Raw genomic sequence first — 21,677 nt, forward strand, 5'->3', positions numbered from 1 at the left:
CTGCCGCCATGCCGACCGTCCCGGCCTCATCCGGGCGGCCCCGATAACCCATGAAGGAGCGACCCGCGATGGCGACCAAGACGGTGACCGACGATTCCTTTGACGCCGACGTGCTCAAGGCTGACGGCCCGGTGCTGGTGGATTTCTGGGCCGAATGGTGCGGCCCCTGCCGCCAGATCGCCCCGGCGCTGGAGGAAATCTCCAACGACATGGCCGGCAAGCTGACCGTGGCCAAGATCAATATCGACGAGAACCCGATGGCGCCCTCCAAATATGGGGTGCGCGGCATCCCCACCATGATCCTGTTCAAGGACGGCGCCCCGGCGGCCACCAAGGTCGGCGCCCTGCCCAAGACCAAGCTCGTGGAATGGGTCGAAAGCACGCTGTAAGGGCGCGGCTTTCCGACAGAACGCCGCCTGCTGTCCGGGCGCCCTGGAGCGTTTGACCTGACTACGTCAGGCCGCACGCTCCAGGTCTCTGATCTGGAGCGCAATTTATCCGAAAACCGGTTCCCACTTTTGCCGATTGCGCTCCTACCCCGCCTGCACCATCAACCCCTCCAGCGCCGCGCGCTGGGCGGGGGGGATGGGCATGGCGCCTGTGCCATCAGTGACCACCAGCACGGTCTCGCACGTGCCCACGCACTGCGCCTTCTGGAACAGGGCGAGGGCTATGGTGTAGCTGGACCGCCCGATATGGCTGATGCCGGCGGCCACCTCGATATCGCCAGGATAGAAGGCCTCGGCCAGATAGGCGATATGCACGTCCGCGATCAGCATGCGCAGCCCGCTCTCATGGCGCATCTCCTGGGGGAAGGCGGCGCGGTTGAGATGGGCGCGGCCCTCCTCGTAGAACGAGCCCAGCGCCACATTGTTGAGATGGCCCAGCGTATCGAGATCGCGAAAACGGGTGGGCACAATGACGCTGAGCGGATAGCTGGCGCGAATCAGGCGGTGGGGATCAGGCTTCATAAGATGCGGTCCGGCTGGAAATGACAGGGCGGGACACGCCTTATGCCGCTCTTGCGTCTGGCCTCCAAGCTTTGCTTGCCGCGCCCGCTCACGGCGCCATACTCCCCTCAACGCCATCAAGGGCCTTTTCGGGGGTATCTGTCATGATCCGCATCGCCATCGCGCTCGCCTGCGCCGTCAGCCTGGCCGCTTGCGGCGAGCGCGCCGAAATCCCCGCCGCCGATCCGGACACGGCGCGGGACACCGCCCACGGCGCCGTCACCGGCTTCACCCGGTCAGACCAGGGCGTGCATGTCTGGCGCGGCGTGCCATTCGCCGCCGCCCCGGTAGGCGATCTGCGCTGGCGTGCGCCGCGCCCGGCGCCAGACTGGGACGGCGTGCGCGAGACGCTGCACCACCCCGAACCCTGCATCCAGATCGCCAACGCCCTGTCGGCGGAGGCCAGCGGGACGCGGGCGGGCGATCTGGTGGGCTCTGAAGACTGCCTCTATCTCAATATCTACGCCCCCGCCGGGGCCGGGCCGGACAATGGCGGGCGGCCGGTTATGGTGTGGATTCATGGCGGGGCGAATGTATGGGGCCATGCCAGCCAGTATGATGGCGGCCAGCTGGCCGCCGATCAGGACGTGGTGGTGGTCGTCGTCCAGTACCGGCTGGGGCTGATGGGCTTTTTCGCCCACCCCGCCCTGATGGCCGATGCGCAAACGCCCGACGACGCGGCGGGCAATTTCGCCCTGCTGGACCTGATCGCGGCGCTGGACTGGGTGCAGGCCAATATCAATGCGTTTGGCGGCGATGCGGGCCGGGTGACGATTTTCGGTGAAAGCGCGGGCGGCCATAACGTGGCCGGCCTGATGGCCGCGCCCCAGGCCGCCGGCCTGTTCCACCGCGCCATCATCCAGTCAGGCAGTTTTGATTCGGTTCCGCTTGAAGAGGCCCAGGCCGGCGGGCGCAACACCGCGCTGGAAGTGGGCACGCGCATCACCGGCGGCGAGGCGGGCGCCGATGCGCTGCGCCTGGCGCCGCTGGGCGATGTCTACGCCACATTCGCCGGGGATGCGGACCTGCGCGACCTGCCGCGCATGATCGCCGACGGCGTCACCCTGCCGCGCGACGGGCTGGCCAGCGCCTTCACCCGGCTTGACGGCTTCAACGCCGTGCCCCTGATCACCGGCGTCACGCGTGACGAGATGAAGCTGTTCAACGCCTTCAACGACACCCTCACCCGGCGCCGGCTGGGCTTTCTGGTGAGTCCGCGCGACCCCGATTTCTATGAGGCCATCAATGAATACCAGTCGCGGGTCTGGCGCGTGCGCGCGGTGGATGACGCGGCGGCGAAATTGCGCGCGGCCGGCCATGACGCCGTGTGGGGCTACCGGTTTGACTGGGACGAGGCGGGCTCGTTCCTGACCATGGATCTGTCGCGCGTGCTGGGCGCCGCCCACGCCATGGAGATTCCCTTCGTGTTCAACCATTTCGATCTTTTCGGCCGGTTGGACCGGGTGATCTTCAACCGCAGCAACCGGGCCGGGCGCCAGGCGCTGGCCACGTCCATGGGCGCATACTGGGCCGCGTTCGCGCGTGACGGCGATCCGGGCGATGCGGGCGGGATCACCTGGCCGGCCCTGTCGGGCGAGGACGGCCCGCTCATGCGCTTTGACAGCCCCGCCAGCGGCGGGCCGGAACTGATGCGCGGGGCGGACTCCATCGCGCGCATCACCGCCGATATCGCCGCCGATCCGCGCCTCGACGCCGCCCAGCGCTGCCAGATCGCCCGCGCCATCGGGTCCTGGGTGGAGGAGGCGGGCGCCGATGTGGGCGCGGCGCTGGACTGCCCCGCGCCGGTTCAGGGTTAGGATTCAGGGCTGGACGCGCCGGGTCAGGACGCGTCCTCCTCCGCCGCCTCGCGCGACAGATCGTGGGCGGCCAGGGCGGCCAGGGTGAGAATGTCGGAGACGCCTGCGCCCAGGCGGGCGATCTGCACGGGTTTTTCCAGGCCCAGCAGCATCGGCCCCAGCACGGTGGCGCCGCCCGCAGCCCCCATCAGCTTGGTGGCGATGGAGGCCGAGTGAATGGCCGGCATGATCAGCACATTGGCCGGCCCCGACAGGCGCGAGAAGGGGTAGAGGCGCTGGTGATCGGGATCGAGCGCCACATCGGCGTTAAGCTCACCCTCATATTCAAAATCCACCGCGCGCTGGTCCATCAGGCGCACCGCCTCGATCACCTTCTCTGCCCGGTCGCCGGGCGGGTTGCCGAAGGTGGAATAGGACAGGAAGGCCACGCGCGGCGTGACGCCAAAGCGCCGGGCCGCGCCGGCGGCCTCCACCGCCATGTCGGCCAGCGCCTCGGGCGAGGGAAATTCGGTGACGCTGGTATCGGCGATGAACAGGGTGCGCCCGCGCGACAGCAACATGGACATGCCCATCACCCGCTCGCCCGGCGCGGCGTCCAGCACCAGGCGCACATCGTCCAGCGCCTGGGCGTAATTGCGGGTCACCCCGGTGACCATGCCGTCGGCCTGGCCATTGGCCAGCATGCAGGCGGCGAAGACATTGCGGTCATTGTTCACGAGGCGCTGCACGTCCCGGCGCAGATAGCCCTGCCGCTGCAAACGCCGGAACAGCCAGTCGGCGAAAGCGCCGTTATGGTCTGACAGGCGCGCATTGACGATCTCGATGGCGTCCTCGGCCACGCCAAGAAGGCGCATATTGGCCTGCACCAGCTCCTCGCGCCCGATCAGCACGGCCCGGCCCAGATCCTGGTTCTGGAAGGCGTGGGCGGCGCGGATGACGGCGGGCTCCTCGCCTTCGGCGAAGACGATGGTCTTGCGCGGGCGGGCGCGCACCTCGTCCTGGATGCCCTGCAGGATGGCGGCGGTGGGATCGAGCCGGCGCGCCAGCGCGGCCTTGTAGCTGAGCATGTCGGAAATGGGCCGGCGCGCCACGCCGCTATCCATGGCGGCCTTGGCCACATAGGGCGGCACATGGCTGATCAGGCGCGGGTCGAACGGGGCGGGGATGATGTAATCCTTGCCGAATGTGGGCCGCGCGCCGTGATAGGCGGCGGCCACCTCGTCGGGCACGTCCTCGCGCGCCAGCTCGGCGAGCGCCATCACCGCGGCGATCTTCATCTCCTCATTGATGGTGCGCGCGCGCACGTCCAGCGCCCCGCGGAAGATGTAGGGGAAGCCCAGCACATTGTTGACCTGGTTGGGATAGTCCGACCGGCCGGTGGCCATGATGGCGTCCGAACGCGCCTCGCGCACCTCTTCGGGCGTGATCTCGGGATCGGGATTGGCCATGGCGAAGATGATCGGATCGGCGGCCATGGATTTGACCATGGCCTTGGTCACCGCGCCCTTCACCGACAGCCCGATAAAGCAGTCCGCCCCGTCCAGCGCCTCGGCGAGCGTGCGCGCGGGCGTGTCGGCGGCGTGGGCCGATTTCCACTGGCTCATGCCCTCGGTGCGGCCCTTGTAGATGACGCCCTTGGAGTCGCACAGGATCGCGTTGTCATGGGCCACGCCCATGGCCTTGATCAGCTCCAGCACGGCGATGCCCGCCGCGCCCGCGCCATTGACCACCACTTTCAGCCTGGCCATGTCGCGCCCTGTCAGCCGGCAGGCATTGATGATGCCCGCCGCGGTGATGATGGCGGTGCCGTGCTGGTCGTCGTGGAAGACCGGGATGTCGAGCGCCTCGCGCAGGCGCTGCTCGATGACGAAACAGTCCGGCCCCTTGATGTCTTCCAGATTGATGCCGCCAAACGTCACCCCGGCGAAGCGGCGCACGCACTCGACAAAGGCGTCGGGATCGCTCTCGTCCACCTCGATGTCGAAGGCGTCGATATCGGCAAAGCGCTTGAACAATACCGCCTTGCCTTCCATCACCGGCTTGGAGGCGGCGGCGCCCAGATCGCCCAGGCCCAGGATCGCCGTGCCGTTGGAGATCACCGCGACCATATTGCCCTTGGAGGTGAAATCGTAGACCGCGTCCGGGTCTTCGGCGATCGCCTTGACCGGCGCGGCCACGCCCGGCGAGTAGGCCAGCGACAGATCGCGCTGGGTGGCCATGGGTTTGGTGGCGCGCAGGGCGATCTTGCCGGGCGTGGGATAGCGGTGAAAGTTCAGCGCTTCCTCATCGTCCACGCGGGGGCGGCGGTCAGTCATGGCAGGGCGTCCTGAAGCTCAAGCAAAAGGCGGGGCCTGCAGCCTAACCGCTTCGCGCGGCGCGGCAAACTGACTGCGCTCAGCCGCCTGCATGGCCGCCAAAGGCGAGCCCCCAGGTGACCAGCGCCCAGGCCAGGAAGCCCAGCGCCAGCGCAAACAGGCCGTGATGGATCTTGCGCCAGACCGACCAGCCTGACAGGGCGAAGGCCGGGACGCAGGCCAATACCGCCATCACCGCAGCCACTGTCACCGCGCCGGCCAGCGCCATCGCCGCGCGCAGCATGGGCGGGGGATAATCGGCCATCAGTTCGAGCGAGAAGCTCGACAGCTCTCCGGCCGCGGCGCCCGCCATGACCAGGAACACGATCACCAGCGAGGCGGCGGCGAGATTGAACACCGACACGGCGCGGCCTCGCACGCTCACGCTCCGGCCCGGCCCGCGCGGAACCGCCATCCGCCGCCACAGGCCTAGCCAGGTGGTCACGGACAAGGCCAGCGCCAGCCCCATGGCGGCGAAGAGCAGATTGGGATCGGTGGAGACGCCCACGCGCTCATAGGTGTGCACGCCCATCGGGTCGGTGAATCCGGTCACGCGCCCGTCCGGCCCGCGCAGCGCAGCATAGGCCCGGCCATGCCGGTCCAGCCAGACATCCTCCCCGGCCGGCGCCAGCCGCTCAACGCTCATGGGGCTGACAAAGGTCAGCGCGCCATCCTCATGAGCGGTAAGGGTCATCAGCCCGGAAGCGGCGAACAGGCGCTCCACGCCCGAATGGACCCGCCGGTTGCCGATATAGCGTCCCGCCGCATCGCGGGCGCGTTCGGCGGCGTCTTCGGGCGCTTCGCCCGGTTCGCGCGCGAGCCCGGCCTGGCTGATCAACCGCGCCAGCACCAGATCAGGCAGGCGGAAGGCCGGGCTCAATGACGGCGCCGCATTCTGGGATACGAACACGCCCGCCCCCAGCTCCGGCGCGAACGCCATCATGGACAGGAACTCGTTGATCGAGCCGCCATGGCCGTACACATCCACGCCTGACACACGCCAGTGCATGAAGCCATGAGCCATGTCCGAACCGGGACGCTCGTCATAGAGCCGGGTGAGCATGCGCGCATGGGTTTCGGCCGGCATCAGGCGCACGCCGTCCAGTTCGCCGCCCTGAAGGTGGAACTGCATCCAGCGCGCCATGTCGGCGGCGGTGGAGGCGATGGAGCCCGCCGGCCCGAAGGCGCCGATATCGATCCGCTCCGCAGCCACCGGAGCGCCGGCGCGGATATGATAGCTCACCGACAGGGGCGGCTGGTCCTCACGCGCATCGCCCTCGAGATAGGTGGTGGCGTGCATGCCCAGCGGCTGGAACAGGCGCTGATAGAGGAAATCGCGATAGCTGAGGCCCGATACGTCCTCCACCACCTGGCCCGCCAGCGCCGAGCCCCAGTTGGAATAGGCCGTGGCCGCACCGCGCGGCGCCACCTGGCGCGGTTCGATGCGCGCCAGCGCTTCGGACCGGTCCAGCACAGCCATGTCCGGCAGGAACAGGGCCATGGTGTCCTCCAGCCCGGGCCGGTGGCTCATCAGCTGGGCCAGCGTGACCGGCTCGCCCCCGCGCCCCACCTGGAGGTCATCGAGATAGCTGTTGACGTCCGCGTGCAGGTCCACGAGGCCTTCGGCCTCCAGCATCATCACGGCGGTCCACACGAAAGTCTTGGACACCGATCCGATCTCGAATCGCACATCATCCCCGCCTGCCGGGCGGCGCGCCTCAAGATCGCTATAGCCATAGCCGGCGGCCCACACCTCATCGCCGCTGACCACCGACACAATGAGGCCGGGAACCGGATGCTCGGCCAGAAAGGCCGCTGCAACGCCGTCGGTGAAATTGGCGATGTCAATGAGGGGGCTGTCGGCGTCCTGTCCGGCCAGGAAAGCCGCCATCTCCTGAGTGACTGCTTCGCTATCGCGGGTGGCCTCAGGCGCTTCGGGCTCGGGCGCCTGGGCGAGCGTCAGCGCCAGTGCGCCAGCTATTGCTGTAAGAAACGATGACGCCATGGCTCTGCCCCCGAATATCCGGCTCTCACGCCAGAGCATGCCGGAGAGACAGGCGGGCTGTCAGCTTAAATCGGCGGGCGCACGGGCCTTGGACCGCGCACGCGCACGCCGCCAGAACAACCTGCCCGCCCAGACCCCGCCCACCAGAAGATTTGTAGCGACCAGCACGGGCAAGAGCATGTCCCAAGCATCGCCGCGTGCAGCGAACCAGAGCCCGAGCGTGACGCCGATATTCAGCGTCAGGGCGCTGATCGCTATGCGCCCGAAACTCATGGATTGCGACGTGTTTTTGGTCATCGTCAACTCGCTGTTGCTGCGAGACTAGGTCTCGAAACTTAAGCCTCAATAATCAGCGTTTCAACGCGCGATCCACGCCGACGCTCTCCGATCTAGTCAGAGGATGCGCCGACCGTTGACCGGCCGGCGCATGGCTCTGTGTTAGGGGAACGGCGTCGCCGGCACATAGTGCGGCGAACCCAAATGCTGTCCGGCGGTCCCATCACCAGCCTGCGAAGCCGCATTTGCGACTGCCTCGCGGCATGCCTCGTTCGTAGCGCAATACCCAGCGGCGGCACCGCCTGCAGCGCCGATCGCGCCGCCGACGGGACCAAACGGAGCACCTATGGTAGCCCCAGCGCGCGCGCCGTAATGCCAGCCCGCACCACCACCAGCAGCGGTTGCCATGACGACAATTACGTCGTCAACGACCGTACTTTCCTCTTTTTCCGGCTTTTCTTTCGGCTCGTCCTCACCAGCACTGCTTCCCCCAGAAACGAGGGTCATTTCCAAAGCGTTCAGATCACGCATCAGATTATCCTTCCTTTATTGGGTTATCGAAGTTGCTTGCAAGCCAAAAAAGGGTAGCTCAGGCTACTTATGATTTCAACCGCTTTATAAAAAGTTTCCCTGTTTCCCGCCGCGCCAGCGCGTTCAAACGCCGCGCCCGCAAGCAGGTCTTGCTCCGCGCCCGCGCGCAGGTAATTTGCGCACGATGACCCGCCCCGCCGATCCTGACAGCCTCAGCCAGCGCGCCTTCCCCACACCGGAAGGGGCGACGCCCATGATGGCGCAGTTTCTGGACTTGCGGGCCGAGGCGCCCAGCGATGCGCTCCTGTTCTACCGCATGGGTGATTTCTACGAGCTGTTCTTTGACGACGCGGTGCGCGCGGCCCAGGCGCTGGACATCGCGCTGACCAAGCGCGGCGAGCATCAGGGCGAGCCGGTGCCCATGTGCGGCGTGCCGGTTCATCACGCCCAGAGCTATCTGTCACGCCTGATCAAGGCCGGCTTCAAGGTCGCCGTCGGCGAACAGATGGAAGACCCGACCGAAGCCAAGAAGCGCGGCGCCAAATCTGTCGTGCGCCGCGCCGTCACCCGCATCGTCACGCCGGGCACGCTGACCGAGGATGACCTGCTCGAAGCGCGCCGTGCCAACCGCATCGCCGCGCTGGCGCGTCTGGCCGACGGCACGCGCGCGCTCGCCTGGGCCGATGTCACCGATGGCAGTTTCGCCGCCGCCGCGCTGGATAGCGAGGCGGCGCTGGAGGCTGAGCTGGCGGCGCTGAACCCGTCCGAGCTTCTGTGCGCTGACGAGGATGCGCGCCTGGCCGCCGAGCTGGCCCCCGGCGCAGCCATCACCCCCCGCGCGCGCGCCAAGTTTGACGCCAGCGCAGGCGAGCGCCGCCTGAAGCAGCGCTTCGAGGTGCATAGCCTGGACGCCTTCGGCGCGTTCAGCCGGGCCGAGATCGCGGCGCTGGGCGCGCTTCTGGATTATCTCGAACTCTCACAAGCGGGCGCGCCCGCGCGCCTGACCCCGCCGCGCTCGGAGCAGGCCGGCGCGGTCATGGTGATCGACCCGGCTGCGCGCGCCAGCCTGGAGATCGAGCGCACGCTTCAGGGCGCGCGCGCCGGATCGCTGATCGAGGCGGTGGACCGTACGGTCACCGCGCCGGGCGCGCGCCTGCTGGCCGAGCGGCTGGCGCGCCCGTCCATGGATATCGGTCAGATCAACGCCCGGCTGGATGCCGCGGCCTTCTTCCTCGACAACCGCGCCGCGCGTTTGAGCGTGCGCGAGCGGTTGAAAGCGGCAGGCGATCCGGCGCGCTGCCTCACCCGGCTGCTGCTGGGGCGCGGCGGCCCGCGCGATCTCGCCCAGCTGGCCCGCGCCCTGAAAGAGGGCGAGCGCCTGATCGCCGGGCTGGGCCAGACCGGCCTTGCCTCCGCCCCGCCTGCGCTCACAAGCGCCCTGGACGCGCTGTCGCTGGCCGCGCGTCCGGAACTGGCCGCCCTGATCGCCGATATCGCCCGCGCGCTGAGCGACGAGCCGCCCCTGCTGGCGCGCGATGGCGGCTTTATTGCGCCCGGCTGGGACCCGGCGCTGGACGAGGCGCGCAGCCTGCGCGACCAGTCCCGGCGCGTGGTGGCGGGGTTGCAGAAGACCTATGCCGACCAGACCGGCGTGGCGGGCCTGAAGGTCAAGCATAACAATGTGCTGGGCTATTTCATCGAGGTGACGGCGCGCCATGGCGATGCGCTGATGGGCGACAACGCCTTCATCCATCGCCAGACCATGGCCAACGCCGTGCGCTTTTCCACGCCTGAGCTGGGCGAGCTGGAAGCGAAAATCGCCCAGGCCGGCGAGCGCGCTCTGGCGCTGGAGCTGGAAGCCTTTGAAGACTTGCGCACGCGGGTGGAAGACCAGGCGCCGGCCATCCGCGCCGCCGCCGCCGCGCTCGCCGAGCTTGACGCCGCCGCGGCCAATGCCGAGTGGGCCGCAGATGCTGGCGCCGTGCGCCCGGTGGTGGATGACAGCCTGGTCTTCGAGATCGAGGGCGGGCGCCATCCGGTGGTGGAGGCGGCGCTCAAACGCGGCGGCGAGGCGCGCTTCACCCCCAACGCCCTGTCGCTGGACGGGGCGGGGCAGGCTCAGGCCCGGCTGATGCTGGTCACCGGCCCCAACATGGCGGGCAAATCCACCTATCTGCGCCAGAACGCCCTGATCGCCGTGATGGCCCAGGCCGGGCTCTACGTGCCCGCCGCCAGGGCCCGCATCGGGCTGGTGGACCGGCTGTTCTCGCGCGTGGGCGCCGCCGATGACCTGTCGCGCGGGCGCTCCACCTTCATGGCCGAGATGATCGAGACCGCCGCCATTCTCAACCAGGCCGGCCCGCGCGCCCTGGTCATCCTGGACGAGATCGGGCGCGGCACGGCGACGTTTGACGGCCTGTCCATCGCCTGGGCGGCGGTGGAGCATCTGCACGAGGTCAATCGCTGCCGCGCCCTGTTCGCCACCCATTATCACGAGCTCACCCGCCTGGTGGACGCGCTGGACGCCGCCGCCAACGCCTCGCTGCGCGCCAAGGAATGGAAGGGCGAGCTGGTCTTCCTGCACGAGGTCCAGCCCGGCCCCGCCGACCGCTCCTACGGCGTCGAGGTGGCCCGCCGCGCCGGCCTGCCGCCCGCCGCCGTCGCCCGCGCGCGCGAGATTCTCGACCGGCTGGAATCCGACGGCGCCCCGGCTGCGGCGCTGGCCGACCTCCCCCTCTTCTCCGCTGCGCCGCCCGCGCCGGCGCCCAAACCCAGCGCCGCCGAAGACCGCCTGAAATCCATCGACCCCGACGGCCTAAGCCCCAAAGACGCGCTGGAACTGATCTATGTGTTGAAGGGGATGGTTTAACCCCCCGCCTTCTCTCCTGCGCTTGTCTCCTTCACGCCCAGCGCGTCGGCGAGCCGCGCCTTGGCGGACCCCGGGCGCAGGGGTTTGGGTTGGCTTTCGTGGGGGGCCCAGCCGGCCATGTGGAGGATGTCGAAGCTGGCCGGGATGCGGCCGTCCGGGTCGGCGAAGCGTTCGGCGTAGATCTGGGCGGCGCGCACGAACAGGGCTTTCGCGGCGGGCGTGCGCGGGCGCTGGGTCAGGGCGCTGGTCTCGCCTATGGCGCGCAGATCGCGCATCAGGACGAAGGCGTTGCCATAGCGCGCGGTGACCCGGTCCACGTCCGAGACCGGCAGGGCGAATCCGGCCCGGCCCATCAGGCCGGCCATGTCGAAGGCGTCGGCGAACGGCGAGACGCGCGCATGGGCGCCGCCTTTCAGCTCGCTTTCGGCGGCCAGCAGGGCCTGGCGCAGCTGGGTCAGGGTGGCGCCGCCCAGCATGGCGCCGGCGAAAAACCCGTCGGGCTTGAGGGCGTGATTGATCTGGATCAGCGCGCCCACCAGATCATTGGTCCAGTGCAGGGACAGGCAGGAGAGGACCAGGTCGACGCTTTCGGACGCGACGGGCAAGGCTTCCTCGTCGAGGCATACGGCGGGGCCTGAGCCCAGCGCAGCCATGGCCGGGGAGAGATCGGTCTCTATGAGCGTGCCGATCTTGGCGGCGGCCTGCGGGCGGGTCTTCAGGGCGCGGCCCACCGCCCCGCCGCCGCCCAGCACCAGCGCCACGGGAAAATCGCGCGCCACGCTTTCCACCCGGTCGAGAAGATCATCGGCGACTCGCGCATGAAGAAAGTCGTAGGATGCAAATTCGCGCGCGGCGCGATCACGGCGGCGGCGCACCAGCGCCCGGTCGAACAGGCGCGGCGGGGTGTCGGAGGCGTTTGCGGAGGCTGAAGATGAAGCGGCCATGGGCGGGATATGCACGCTTTGACGCGGCAGGCAAAGCCGCAGCGGTGCTGATGCGTCTGGCCGACCTTGTCTGGCCGCCGCTTTCGCCCCTGTCGGGGCGGGCGGTGAGCGAGCCGGGCCTGCTGGACCCCGAAGACTGGGCGGCGATCCGGTTTCTGGCCCCGCCCTGGTGTGATGTGTGCGGCGTGCCGTTTCCCTATCCGTCCGGCGCAGGGATGATCTGCCCGGCCTGCACGGCGCGCGCGCCGGTCTTTGACAGGGCGCGCGCCGCCTTCGTCTATGAACCCGCCAGCCGGGCGCTGGCGCTGGGGCTCAAACATGCCGGGCGCACCGACGGGCTGGACGCGTTCGGGCGCTGGATGGCGCGGGCGGGCGCCGAATGCCTTTCAGGCGCCGATGCGCTGATCCCCGTGCCGCTGCATCCGCGCCGCCTGCGCCAGCGGCGCTTCAATCAGTCGCTTCTGCTGGCCAATGCCGTCTCTCAGGTCAGCGGGCTGCCGGTGGCGCCCCATGTGCTGCAGCGCGTGCGCGCCACGCCCAGCCAGGGCGGGATGAGCGCCAAGGGGCGCGTGCGCAATATGGCCGGGGCGTTTGCGGTGCGTAAGGGCCGCGAGGGCGAGATTGCGGGTGCGCGGCTGGTGATCATTGATGATGTCCACACCACCGGCGCCACGCTCAATGCCTGCGCCCGGACGCTGAAACGCGCCGGGGCGGCGCAGGTGCGCGCGATCACGCTGGCGCGCGTTGTGAAACCGGTGAACCTCATTAAATAAGAGGCGTTGTTGTTACCGGAGAGCGCCGCCATGGCCGTGACCATCTATACCCGCCCTTTTTGTTCCTATTGCGCCCGGGCGGTGGATTTGCTCAAGAAGAAGGGCGTGGCGTTCGAAGAGATCGAGGCCGGGTTTGATCCTGCGGCCAAGGCGGAGATGATCGCGCGTGCGGGCGGGGCGCGCACCTTCCCGCAGATTTTCATCGCGGAGCGCCATGTGGGCGGGTGTGACGACATGATGGCCCTGGAGCAGGCGGGCGAGCTGGACGCCCTGCTGGACGGGGCGCGCGCGTCATGAGCGCGGTGAAGATCGCCCTGGTGCAGATGCGCTCCGGGACCGATCCGGCGCGCAATATCGATGACGCCGAAGCGATGATCCGCGAGGCCGCCGCCGAAGGCGCGCGCCTGGTGATCACGCCGGAGATCACCAATCTGGTCCAGCGCGATCCGTCCGCCCTGTTTGATGCGCTGCGCACCCCGCGCGAAGACCCGTCCCTGGTGCGCTTTTCCGACACCGCCCAGGCGCTGGGCATTGACGTGCTGGCCGGCTCGCTGGCCCTGCTGGGGCCGGACGGACGGGCGGTGAACCGCTCCTGCCTGTTCGGCCCGGACGGCGCGCTGAAGGCCAGCTATGACAAGATCCACATGTTCGATGTGAATCTGGGCGCCGGCGAGAGCTATTCGGAATCAGAGAATTTCGCCCCCGGCGACCGGGCGGTGATGGCGGAGGCGGCGGGGCTGAAGCTGGGGCTGAGCATCTGTTACGATGTGCGCTTCGCCTATCTCTACCGGCGCCTGGCCAAGGCGGGCGCCACGGTGATGACCGTGCCCAGCGCCTTCACCCGCCCCACAGGACGGGCGCACTGGGAGGTGCTGTTGCGCGCGCGCGCCATCGAGACCGGCAGCTTCATCCTCGCCCCCGCCCAGGGCGGCAAGCATGAGGACGGGCGCAAGACCTGGGGCCATTCCATGGTGATCGGACCCTGGGGCGAGATCATCGCCCAGCTGGCCCATGACGAGCCGGGGCTGCTTTATGCCGAAATCGACCCGGAGGACGCGCTGCGCGCGCGCCTGCGCATCCCGGCGCTCAAGGGCGGCCGGGAGATCACCGGCCCATGATCCGCTACGCGCTGGTCTGTGACGCCGATCACGGCTTCGAGGCCTGGTTTTCCAGTTCCGGCGCCTATGACGACCAGGCCGCGCGCGGGCTGGTGGAATGCCCGGTCTGCGGCTCCACCGCCGTGCGCAAGCAGGTCATGGCGCCCGCCGTGCGCACGTCGCGCAGCCGGGAGGCGCGCCCGGCAGTATCGAGCGAGGCCGCCACGCCCAGCGTCAATCAGGGCCCCGATTTCGAAACGCTGGCGCGCAAGGTGCAGGCCCATATCCGCAGCCATTACGACTATGTGGGCGATGATTTCGCGCGCCAGGCCCGCGCCATCCACGCCGGCGAAACCCCTGAGCGCCTGATCTATGGCGAGACCAGTCCGGCCGAGCGCGAACAGCTGGCCGAGGAGGGCGTGCCCTGCGCGCCCCTGCCCGCCGCGTTCGCGCCGGTCCCGGCCAAGAAGGCGAACTGACCGCCGGGCTGGGTCTGGGCTGCGCCGCTTAAAAAGGATCAGTGCGCCTGACCCAAAAGGCCTGTTTCGCATCTGATCACGACGCGGGCGGCTTGCCATGGGCGGCCTGGCCCGCAACAGGGCGCTCACGGATAACCGGCGCGCGGGTGAGCAGGTTGAGCGGGTTCCAGCTGAGCATTTGCGCATAGCTCAGCGGGGTGATGACGCGCGCGCGCTGCAGGGCGCGGCGTTTGGCCATCAGGCCGGGCCAGCCGGCAAGCGCGTCGCGCAAAGCCTTGCCGAACAGGGCGAACTGGCCAAAGCGCGCCGCCGACAGCCAGAGCAGGGCCGTCACGCCCAGATGCACCGGCGCCAGCACCCATAACAGCCAGCCCGGCGTCACCTTGAAAAAGGTCCACAGCCGGTTGCGCGCGCCGTGATAGGTGGCGAAGGCCGAGCGCCGCCCGGTGGATGAATAGCCCACATGGCTCACCGCCGCCTCGCGCACCTGGATGGCGCGGTGGCCCAGAAGCCGGGCGCGGGCGGCCAGATCCACGTCCTCCACATAGCAGAAATAATCCTCGTCGAAGCCGCCGAGCGCCTCGAACACGTCGCGCCGGATCAGGGCCGCCGCGCCGCACGGGCCGAACACCTCGCCCTCGCCTGGCGGATCCATCGCCTTGCCGTAGCCGGACCGGTAGGGCAGGCCGGTGAAGTGATACACATCCCCGCACCCGTCCAGCACGCCCGGCGCGCCATGGGCGTGCTGGGTGCACCCGAACAGGGCTGCCTCCGGCCAGCGCTGCACCGCCGCCATCATCTGTTCAAGCCAGTCCGGTTCGGGATAGGCGTCGGGATTGAGCAGGAGCAGCCAGCGCGTCTCAACGCCGCGCGCCAGCAGGTTATTGCCGCCGGCGAAGCCGAGATTGTCCGCCCCGTCGATGAATTCCACCCAGTCCGGCAGGCCCTCCGGCTCCACCCGCTCGCCTTGCGCCGAGCCGTTCTCCAGGAGCCGCACCCGCGAAGGGGCCAGGGTCTGGGCCTCCAGCGCGGCGATGACATGGGGAATGGTCGCGGCGCTGCGGTGAGCCACGATCAGTATGGTGACATCGGCGGGGGAGAGGGAAGCAGGGGCGCGCATGCTGGCTTGATGCGCGCCCCGCCCTTTCGGGTCAATGCCCGTTGAACGCCCGCACGGGCGTGCAGCCTACCGCACCCGGCGGAAGCTCTCGCATTCCAGGCAGGTGGCGTAGACCCCGCGCGGATCGTTCATCATGTTGATGCGCTGCAGCTCGGCGCCGGTTTCGGACGCGGCCTGGCCCAGGAGCCCGCCGGGCATCAGGCCGGACCCGGCCATCACCTCGGCCACAAACGACAATCCGATCATTTTCAGGAATTCCTTGAACGGATCGCGTTCCTCCACAAACCGCCTGAGGCGGAACTGGCCCTCTTCCAGCCCGGCGCGCTCGGCGGCGGCGGTGACCGCCTCGTCGAACCCGCCCAGATGATCGACCAGCCCGCGCTCATGAGCCTGGGCGCCGGTCCAGATGCGGCCCTGGCCGATGGCGTCCACTTCGGCGCGGGTCATGTTGCGGCCCTCACCGACTACATCGAGGAAATTGTCGTATCCGGTCTCGATATTGGCCTGCAAAATCGTGTTCCAGGCCTCGCTTACCCCGCCGGTCGGTGACGGGAAGCGGGCGGTTTGCGTCAGCGCAACACCATCCTCGCTGACGCCGATTTCACCCAGCGCATTCTCCAGCGTGGGCAGGAAGCCGAAAATGCCGATGGAGCCGGTGATGGTGGTCGGTTCAGCCCAGATCTCGTGCGCAGGGGCGGCGATCCAGTAGCCGCCCGAGGCCGCCACGCCGCCCATGGACACCACCACGATCTTGCCGTCCAGACGGGCCTGGCGCAGCTCCTCGCGGATCAGTTCCGAGGCGAAGGCCGAGCCGCCGCCGGAATCGATGCGCACCACAATGGCCTTCACATCGTCATCCAGACGCGCCTTGCGCACCAGATTGGCGTGCATGTCGCCGCCGATCACGCCGCCGTCCTGATTACCGTCCACGATCGTGCCGGTCATGGTGATCAGGGCGATCACATCACCGCGCTCGCGCGGCTTGGGCCGTCGCGCCTCGACATACTCCAGAAAATTGCTGGAACGCACGCGGTTCTGATCCGCGTCACGGCCGAAGCGTTCCTCCATGGCGTTGCGGAAAGCGCCGCGCCCGGTCAGGTGGTCAATCAGGCCCGCACGCAGGGCGATCTCGCCTGTGGCGCGCGCCGATTCATGCGCCAGGGCGGTGATCTGGTCCGGAAAGGTGTCGGCATAAACCTGCAACGCGCCCTGATCGAGCCCGCGGGCGCCCTCCACCCGGCGCTGATAGGCGTCCCACAGCTCACCGAAGACGAAGCGGTTGGCCTCGGCGGCCTCTTCGGACATCTCATCGCCCATGAAGGGCTCGAGCGCCGACTTGAACTCGCCCACGCGGTAGATGTTCACCGTGACGTTCAGACGGTCCAGCAGGGAGCGGAAGAAGGTGCGGTAAACCGCATAGCCGTTCACCATCACCCAGCCCATGTCATGCATGTGGATCTCGCTGGCCTGGGAGGCCAGCAGATATCCGCCCATGGTAAAGCTGTCGCCATAGGCGATGATGTCCTTGCCGGTTTCGCGGAAGGCGGCCATCTCGGCGGCGATGGCGTGCAGGGCCGCAGGCGTGGCGCCCAGAAGATTGTCGAAATTGACCATCAGCGCCGTGACCTCGTCATCGGCGGCGGCCAGGCGCAGGCCCTCGATCACGTCGCGCAGGAGAATCTCATTGCGCGCGCCTCCGCCCAGCAGGGCCGCCGTGAAGGCGTCGCCGGGCGAGACCTGGCTTTTCTCCTCCACGATCACGCCATTGGGTGAGAAGCTCAAGAGACCGCTCTCGGCCATCTCGAACTCGTCATCGCCCGAAAAAATCGACCCGATCAGGGCGATCAGGACGATGAGCATGAGGATGAGGCCGAACACGCGCAGGATGCCGTGCTGGATGTGACCGATCCAGCGCCAGATCCGCGCGAAGATGTTTTCCTTGGCTTTATCAGACATGGTTCCCGCTCCCAGCAGATATCTGCGCAGGACCGTGAACGCTGTTCGCACCCCTGTCCAGCCGCATCAGCGTTAAATATCGGTCAGGCGCAAGCCCTATCCGATGCGCTCCACCGGCGGCACGGCGCCGCCGAGCGACGGGCTGACGCGCCACAGGCTTTCCACCTCGCCAGACGCGTCCCGGCTCTTGATGGTGGTGACGCGCACATGCTCGGCCAGCGCCTCGCCCCGGCGCAGGGTCAGGCGCAGATAGCCCTTGTCGCGCACATTATTGTGCAGGATTTCGGGGTTGCGTTCTTCCATCATGCGCCCGAAATCCACGTCCGGCGCATTGACCGCCTCATAGGGCGAGGGGCTGGTCACCGAGGTGACGCCGAACTCGGTCCCGCGCCGCTCTCCGGACGCGTCATAGAGATCATTGGTCCAGATATTGTGGGTGTCGCCGGTGAGCACGATGAAATCGGCCCCTGCGGCCCGGGCGCGGTCATAAAAGCGCTCGCGGTCCACGGGAAACCCGTCCCAGCTGTCCAGATTGAGCGGCACGCCATGGGCGGTGCGCTGGGCGAACTCCCACTGGAAGCGCGAGCGCAGCCGCATCCCCAGACGCAGCCAGAACGGCGTCTCGGTCATGAAGTTCGGCGCTTCGAGACGGCCCATGAGCACCTGGTTGGCGATCACCCGCCAGGGCTTGCCTTCGGCCACCGAGGCCGCCAGCGCGTCTTGCACAAACTCGCCCTGGGTCTCGGAGATCAGGCGGCGCTCGGGGTTTCCGATGATGTTTTCGCGCCAGTGGCGCACAGCAGCCTGATTGGCCGGGTCATCGGGATCGGCGCCGACATCAATCGGGAAGCTGGAGAAGTCCAGCTCTTCGGAACGCGCGGTCAGGCGGGTTTCCAGGAAGACCAGCGTGGCCAGATCGCCGATCTCGGCCTTGCCATAGCGCTTGATCAGGGTCTCGCCCTCACGCACCGGCAGCCAGTCATGATAGGCGCGGATGGCCGCGTCGCGGCGCTCATGCCAGTCGCCCTCGGTCTTCGGGTCGTGGTTCTCCGCCCCGTCCACCCAGCTGTCATTGGCGGTCTCGTGATCGTCCCAGATGGGCAGCCAGGCCGCCGCCGCCTTGGCCGCCTGCAGGTCCGGGTCCAGGCTGTAGAGCGAATGGCGCCGGGCGTAGTCTTCCTCGGTGTAAAGTTCGGTCTGGGGATCGACCACGCGCGCGAGGCGCTCGGCGTCGCCGGTGCCATACCCGCCCATGCCGTATTCATAGATATAATCGCCCAGATGGATCATCAGATCAGCCTGCGCGTGCTCGGCGGCGTGGCGGTAAGCGTTGAAGAAGCCGTGGGGATAGTTGGAGCAGGAGAACGCCGCGATGCGGTACTCGCTCACCCGTCCCACCGGAAGCGTGCGCGTGCGGCCCACAGGCGAGGTCTCCCCGCCAAAGCGGAAGCGATAATAATGCCAGCGCCCGGGCTCCAGCCCGTCGGCGATGATCTTCACCGGCGTGGCGCCATGGACGCTGAGCACCCCCTCGCGCGGGGCCGCCTCTGCGCGCCAGACAATGTCGGAGAAGGCCTCGTCCAGCGCCATCTCAACCTCCACCGGACCGGCGCCTGCGCCGTTTTCCGGGGTGATGGCGGTCCACAGCACCACGCTGTCGGCCTTGGGATCGCCCGAGGCGACGCCATGCTTGAACGGCCCCTCGCGGCGCGGCAGCGGGTCGAGCTGCTCGAGAGTCTCCCCGCAGGCGCTGACCGCCAGCCCGGCGCCCGCCGCCGCCAGCAGCGCGCCCCGGCGCGTGAGTTTCAGCGTGTCGTCACTCATGGCTCATCCCTCCCCGGACTGTTGCGCGCCACATTTGCAGACGCGCGCAGCCTTGCAAAGCCGGACTGTTCTTCAAAACAGGCGCGGCCGGCGCGAAGGGGAGACATGTCCCGCCCGCACCGGCCGCCAGTCATGTCCGCAACAGGGACCTAGAAATACGCCCCGACGCGGATGCCGAATGTGCGCGGCGCGGCGGCGATGAAGGTCGGCAGGCCGAAGGCCGCGCCGGTATTGCCCGCATCGATGAGGTATTGCTCGTCGGTCAGGTTATTGCCGAACAGTTCGGCGAAGCGGTTGCGGTCGGCGGTCTCGTAGCGCAGGCGGGCGCGCAGAACGCCGTAGGAGTCCTGCCGCACGCCGTCAAATTCCTGGTTGTCATTGTCGAAATAGAAGTGCGACTGCCAGGAATAGCTCGGCAGCAGGCTCACCTCGCCCCACGGGCCGTCCGCCACCTGGATGCGCGCGCCCAGCGCCACCGAGTGCTCGGGCGAATAGCGGAAGCGGTTGCCGGCGAATTGCTGGGGCTGGCCGCCCGAGGTGGAATCGAAGGTGGCCAGGTTATAGGTGTAGGTGGCGAACACATCGACGCGGTCATGCACGCGCCAGTCGGTCTGGAGCTCCATGCCGTACTGGGTCGCATTGCCCGCATTGTCCGGCGCGAACGTGCCCGAGGTGGGATCGAACACCGCCGACTGGAAGTTCTCGTATTCGGACCGGAAGACCGAGCCCGACACATTGCCCCGGTCAAAGCTGATGAAGGCGCCCGCTTCCAGCGATTCCACGATTTCGGCCGGCGCGATGGAGAAGAAGTCCGGCGAAGTGGTGTCCAGCGCGATCACGTCGGGACGCCGGCCGCGCGCGAAGCTCGCCCAGGTATTGATCCGGTCATTGAGCTCATAGGCGGCCACGAAGCGCCAGGTCCAGGCGTCGAAGCTGGCGGTCTGGCTGACTTCCGCGCCATTGGGGGTGGCGGGCAGGACCAGCATCGGGCCGAAAGTCACCCGGTTGGGACCCATGGACGTGCCGCCATAGCCCGAGGCCACCTTGTCCTCATTGGTGTAGCGCACCCCCGCCGTCAGGGTCAGGCGGTCGGTGACGGCGTAGGACACGTCCGCGAACACGTCCCAGGCCTCGGTGCGGCCGGCATTGGCCGATTCTTCGGTATAGTTCGCACGCAGCGGCACCATGCCCTGGCCGCTCGAAAGGGCGGCGATGGAGAAGGGGAAGGGATTGCGCAGATCGGTGATCGCCGAAACCGGAACGCCCAGCGCCGCCGCAACCGCAGCCGGATCGCCAAAGGCGCCGGTGGACACGAAGAAGGCCTGCGCCACGCCTTCATTAAAGATGCCCGGCACGCGCTGGGTGTTGGCTTCGTAGAAATAGGTGAAACCGCCAAACGCGGTCAGGGGGCCGCCATCGTCAAAGGTCAGGCGCATTTCATGGCTGGTCTGGCGGCCCGAAGCGTCCTCGGCGAAGTTCACAAAATTCAGGCCCGCCCCGATAGGATCGAACACTTCCAGCGAGTCATAATCGCGATAGCCGGTGATGGTGGACAGGTGCAGCGCATCGCTCAGGTCCCAGTCGGTCAGAACGGTGACGCCCTGCACCGTACGGTTCAGGCCCAGTTGCTGGCCGTCCAGAAAGCCCGGGATCAGACGCAGGTCAGCGGCCGTGTAGGGCGAGGTGTCCGTGCCCGGTGCGGCCAGAATGCCCGATTTGAACGAGGTGCCGGGGCCGGAATCTTCCTGCCAGTTGGCGATCACGTGGAAGCTGAACGTATCGGTGGGCGCGCCGCTGAACACGGCCCGCACGCCGGCCACATGACGGCCTTGCAGGTCCTTGCCGTCGCCGAGATTTTCGATATGGCCATCACGCGCGCGCAGCACGCCGGCCAGGCGGAAGGCGTAATTCTCGCCCAGGGCGTGGTTCACATGGCCGCCCAGCTCACGCTGATTGTAATTGCCGAACCCGCCGAACAGGCTGGCGGAGTTCTCCTGCACGGCCTTGTTCTGGATGATATTGATGCCGCCGATCAGCGCGCCGCGGCCGAACAGGGTCGGCTGCGGGCCCTTGGCCACTTCCAGGCGCTCGATATCGAACAGCTCCACATAGGACGCGCGCGAACGGGTGATGGACACGCCGTCCTGGAACAGGGCGACGCGCGCCTCGGCATTGGCCGCGCCGCTGTCGGTGGTGATGCCGCGCAGGGAGTAGCCGGTATTGTTCGGGCTCTGCTCCAGGATCACCAGGCCAGGAGTGAACAGGGCCAGGTCTTCCAGATTGCGGATGTCGAGCCGGTCGATCAGCTCGGCGTCAAACGCGGTGACATTGATCGGCACGTCCGCCAGCGACTGGGCGCGGAACTGGGTGGTCACGGTGATCACGTCGCGGGTCTCGGCGCGCGGCGCGGCCTGGGTTTCGGTTTCGGCGAACGCCGGCGCGGCGGGCAGAAGCGCGGCCAGAGCAGCGCAAGCGGACAGACGGGCCTTGATGGACATGGGATTCCCCTGGGCTGGACAAAGGCGGTCCCGTTCCGGGATCGCGTCAGCCCCCGGCCTTAGGCGCGCATCATGACAGAACGCCCACAGAGCGATGACAGGTCTTTGACGCGGCGCAGCAAAA

17 protein-coding genes are annotated in these 21,677 nt (G+C 68.1%); 7 read left to right on the top strand and 10 right to left on the bottom strand.

Annotated elements, in window-relative coordinates; all coding sequences use genetic code 11:
* The first annotated feature begins 68 nt into the window (after nucleotides 1-68).
* Complete coding sequence (gene trxA, locus F1654_RS07665; RefSeq protein ID WP_150022936.1) at nucleotides 69-389, top strand: thioredoxin TrxA; 321 nt, start codon at nucleotides 69-71, stop codon at nucleotides 387-389.
* Nucleotides 390-533: 144 nt separating this feature from the next.
* On the opposite strand, the gene F1654_RS07670 is transcribed toward trxA, so the two are convergent.
* The gene (locus F1654_RS07670; RefSeq protein ID WP_150022937.1) at nucleotides 534-971 is read right to left on the bottom strand and encodes an acyl-CoA thioesterase; all 438 of its coding nucleotides are present in this window, start codon (nucleotides 969-971) and stop codon (nucleotides 534-536) included.
* A gap of 143 nt (nucleotides 972-1,114) precedes the next feature.
* Here F1654_RS07670 and F1654_RS07675 point away from each other — a divergent pair, with 143 nt between their 5' ends.
* Nucleotides 1,115-2,827 carry a carboxylesterase/lipase family protein gene (locus tag F1654_RS07675; protein ID WP_199200504.1) on the top strand — a complete coding sequence of 571 codons (1,713 nt, stop codon included), beginning with the start codon at nucleotides 1,115-1,117 and terminating at the stop codon, nucleotides 2,825-2,827.
* A gap of 23 nt (nucleotides 2,828-2,850) precedes the next feature.
* Here F1654_RS07675 and F1654_RS07680 read toward each other — a convergent pair whose 3' ends face one another.
* The 4 genes from F1654_RS07680 to F1654_RS07695 all read right to left on the bottom strand — a co-directional run bounded on the left by F1654_RS07680 (nucleotide 2,851) and on the right by F1654_RS07695 (nucleotide 7,993).
* Complete coding sequence (locus F1654_RS07680) at nucleotides 2,851-5,142, bottom strand: NADP-dependent malic enzyme (protein ID WP_150022939.1); 2,292 nt, start codon at nucleotides 5,140-5,142, stop codon at nucleotides 2,851-2,853.
* Between the two features lie 79 nt (nucleotides 5,143-5,221).
* Nucleotides 5,222-7,186 carry a serine hydrolase domain-containing protein gene (locus F1654_RS07685; protein WP_199200505.1) on the bottom strand — a complete coding sequence of 655 codons (1,965 nt, stop codon included), beginning with the start codon at nucleotides 7,184-7,186 and terminating at the stop codon, nucleotides 5,222-5,224.
* Between the two features lie 60 nt (nucleotides 7,187-7,246).
* Nucleotides 7,247-7,483, bottom strand: a complete 237-nt coding sequence (locus F1654_RS07690; protein WP_150022941.1) for a hypothetical protein — start codon at nucleotides 7,481-7,483, stop codon at nucleotides 7,247-7,249.
* A gap of 141 nt (nucleotides 7,484-7,624) precedes the next feature.
* Nucleotides 7,625-7,993, bottom strand: coding sequence for a hypothetical protein (locus F1654_RS07695; RefSeq protein WP_150022942.1), 369 nt, complete (start codon nucleotides 7,991-7,993; stop codon nucleotides 7,625-7,627).
* Nucleotides 7,994-8,177: 184 nt separating this feature from the next.
* On the opposite strand from F1654_RS07695, the gene mutS reads away from it, so the two are divergent.
* Nucleotides 8,178-10,862, top strand: a complete 2,685-nt coding sequence (gene mutS / locus F1654_RS07700) for a DNA mismatch repair protein MutS (RefSeq protein WP_150022943.1) — start codon at nucleotides 8,178-8,180, stop codon at nucleotides 10,860-10,862.
* Here mutS and F1654_RS07705 read toward each other — a convergent pair.
* Nucleotides 10,859-11,806: a methyltransferase domain-containing protein gene (locus tag F1654_RS07705; RefSeq protein WP_150022944.1), complete on the bottom strand. Its 948-nt coding sequence runs from the start codon at nucleotides 11,804-11,806 to the stop codon at nucleotides 10,859-10,861. The genes mutS and F1654_RS07705 overlap by 4 nt on opposite strands.
* On the opposite strand from F1654_RS07705, the gene F1654_RS07710 reads away from it, so the two are divergent.
* From F1654_RS07710 to F1654_RS07725, 4 genes are read left to right on the top strand one after another with little or no spacing between them, the layout of a single operon-like run.
* The gene (locus tag F1654_RS07710; protein WP_150022945.1) at nucleotides 11,794-12,579 is read left to right on the top strand and encodes a ComF family protein; all 786 of its coding nucleotides are present in this window, start codon (nucleotides 11,794-11,796) and stop codon (nucleotides 12,577-12,579) included. The two genes, F1654_RS07705 and F1654_RS07710, sit on opposite strands and share 13 nt — an antisense overlap.
* A 30-nt stretch (nucleotides 12,580-12,609) precedes the next feature.
* Nucleotides 12,610-12,876, top strand: coding sequence for a glutaredoxin 3 (grxC, locus tag F1654_RS07715; protein ID WP_150022946.1), 267 nt, complete (start codon nucleotides 12,610-12,612; stop codon nucleotides 12,874-12,876).
* Nucleotides 12,873-13,697, top strand: a complete 825-nt coding sequence (locus F1654_RS07720; protein ID WP_150022947.1) for a carbon-nitrogen hydrolase family protein — start codon at nucleotides 12,873-12,875, stop codon at nucleotides 13,695-13,697. Before grxC ends, F1654_RS07720 begins: the two co-directional genes overlap by 4 nt.
* Entirely contained in the window at nucleotides 13,694-14,155 is a 462-nt protein-coding gene (locus F1654_RS07725) for a DUF1178 family protein (RefSeq protein ID WP_150022948.1), read from the top strand. Before F1654_RS07720 ends, F1654_RS07725 begins: the two co-directional genes overlap by 4 nt.
* A gap of 76 nt (nucleotides 14,156-14,231) precedes the next feature.
* On the opposite strand, the gene F1654_RS07730 is transcribed toward F1654_RS07725, so the two are convergent.
* The 4 genes from F1654_RS07730 to F1654_RS07745 form a co-directional block, all read right to left on the bottom strand.
* Nucleotides 14,232-15,275 (bottom strand): glycosyltransferase family 2 protein, encoded by a 1,044-nt coding sequence (locus tag F1654_RS07730; RefSeq protein WP_150022949.1) that lies wholly within the window; start codon nucleotides 15,273-15,275, stop codon nucleotides 14,232-14,234.
* Nucleotides 15,276-15,341: 66 nt separating this feature from the next.
* Nucleotides 15,342-17,231, bottom strand: coding sequence for a signal peptide peptidase SppA (gene sppA / locus F1654_RS07735; RefSeq protein ID WP_150022950.1), 1,890 nt, complete (start codon nucleotides 17,229-17,231; stop codon nucleotides 15,342-15,344).
* 96 nt (nucleotides 17,232-17,327) lie between these two features.
* Nucleotides 17,328-19,055: an alkaline phosphatase D family protein gene (locus F1654_RS07740; RefSeq protein ID WP_150022951.1), complete on the bottom strand. Its 1,728-nt coding sequence runs from the start codon at nucleotides 19,053-19,055 to the stop codon at nucleotides 17,328-17,330.
* Nucleotides 19,056-19,204: 149 nt separating this feature from the next.
* On the bottom strand, nucleotides 19,205-21,553 hold the full coding sequence (locus F1654_RS07745) for a TonB-dependent receptor (protein ID WP_150022952.1): 2,349 nt from the start codon (nucleotides 21,551-21,553) through the stop codon (nucleotides 19,205-19,207).
* Nucleotides 21,554-21,677 lie beyond the last annotated feature (124 nt).

The sequence above is a fragment of the Alkalicaulis satelles genome (genome assembly GCF_008630495.1).
Taxonomy (GTDB): Bacteria; Pseudomonadota; Alphaproteobacteria; order Caulobacterales; family Maricaulaceae; genus Oceanicaulis; species Oceanicaulis satelles.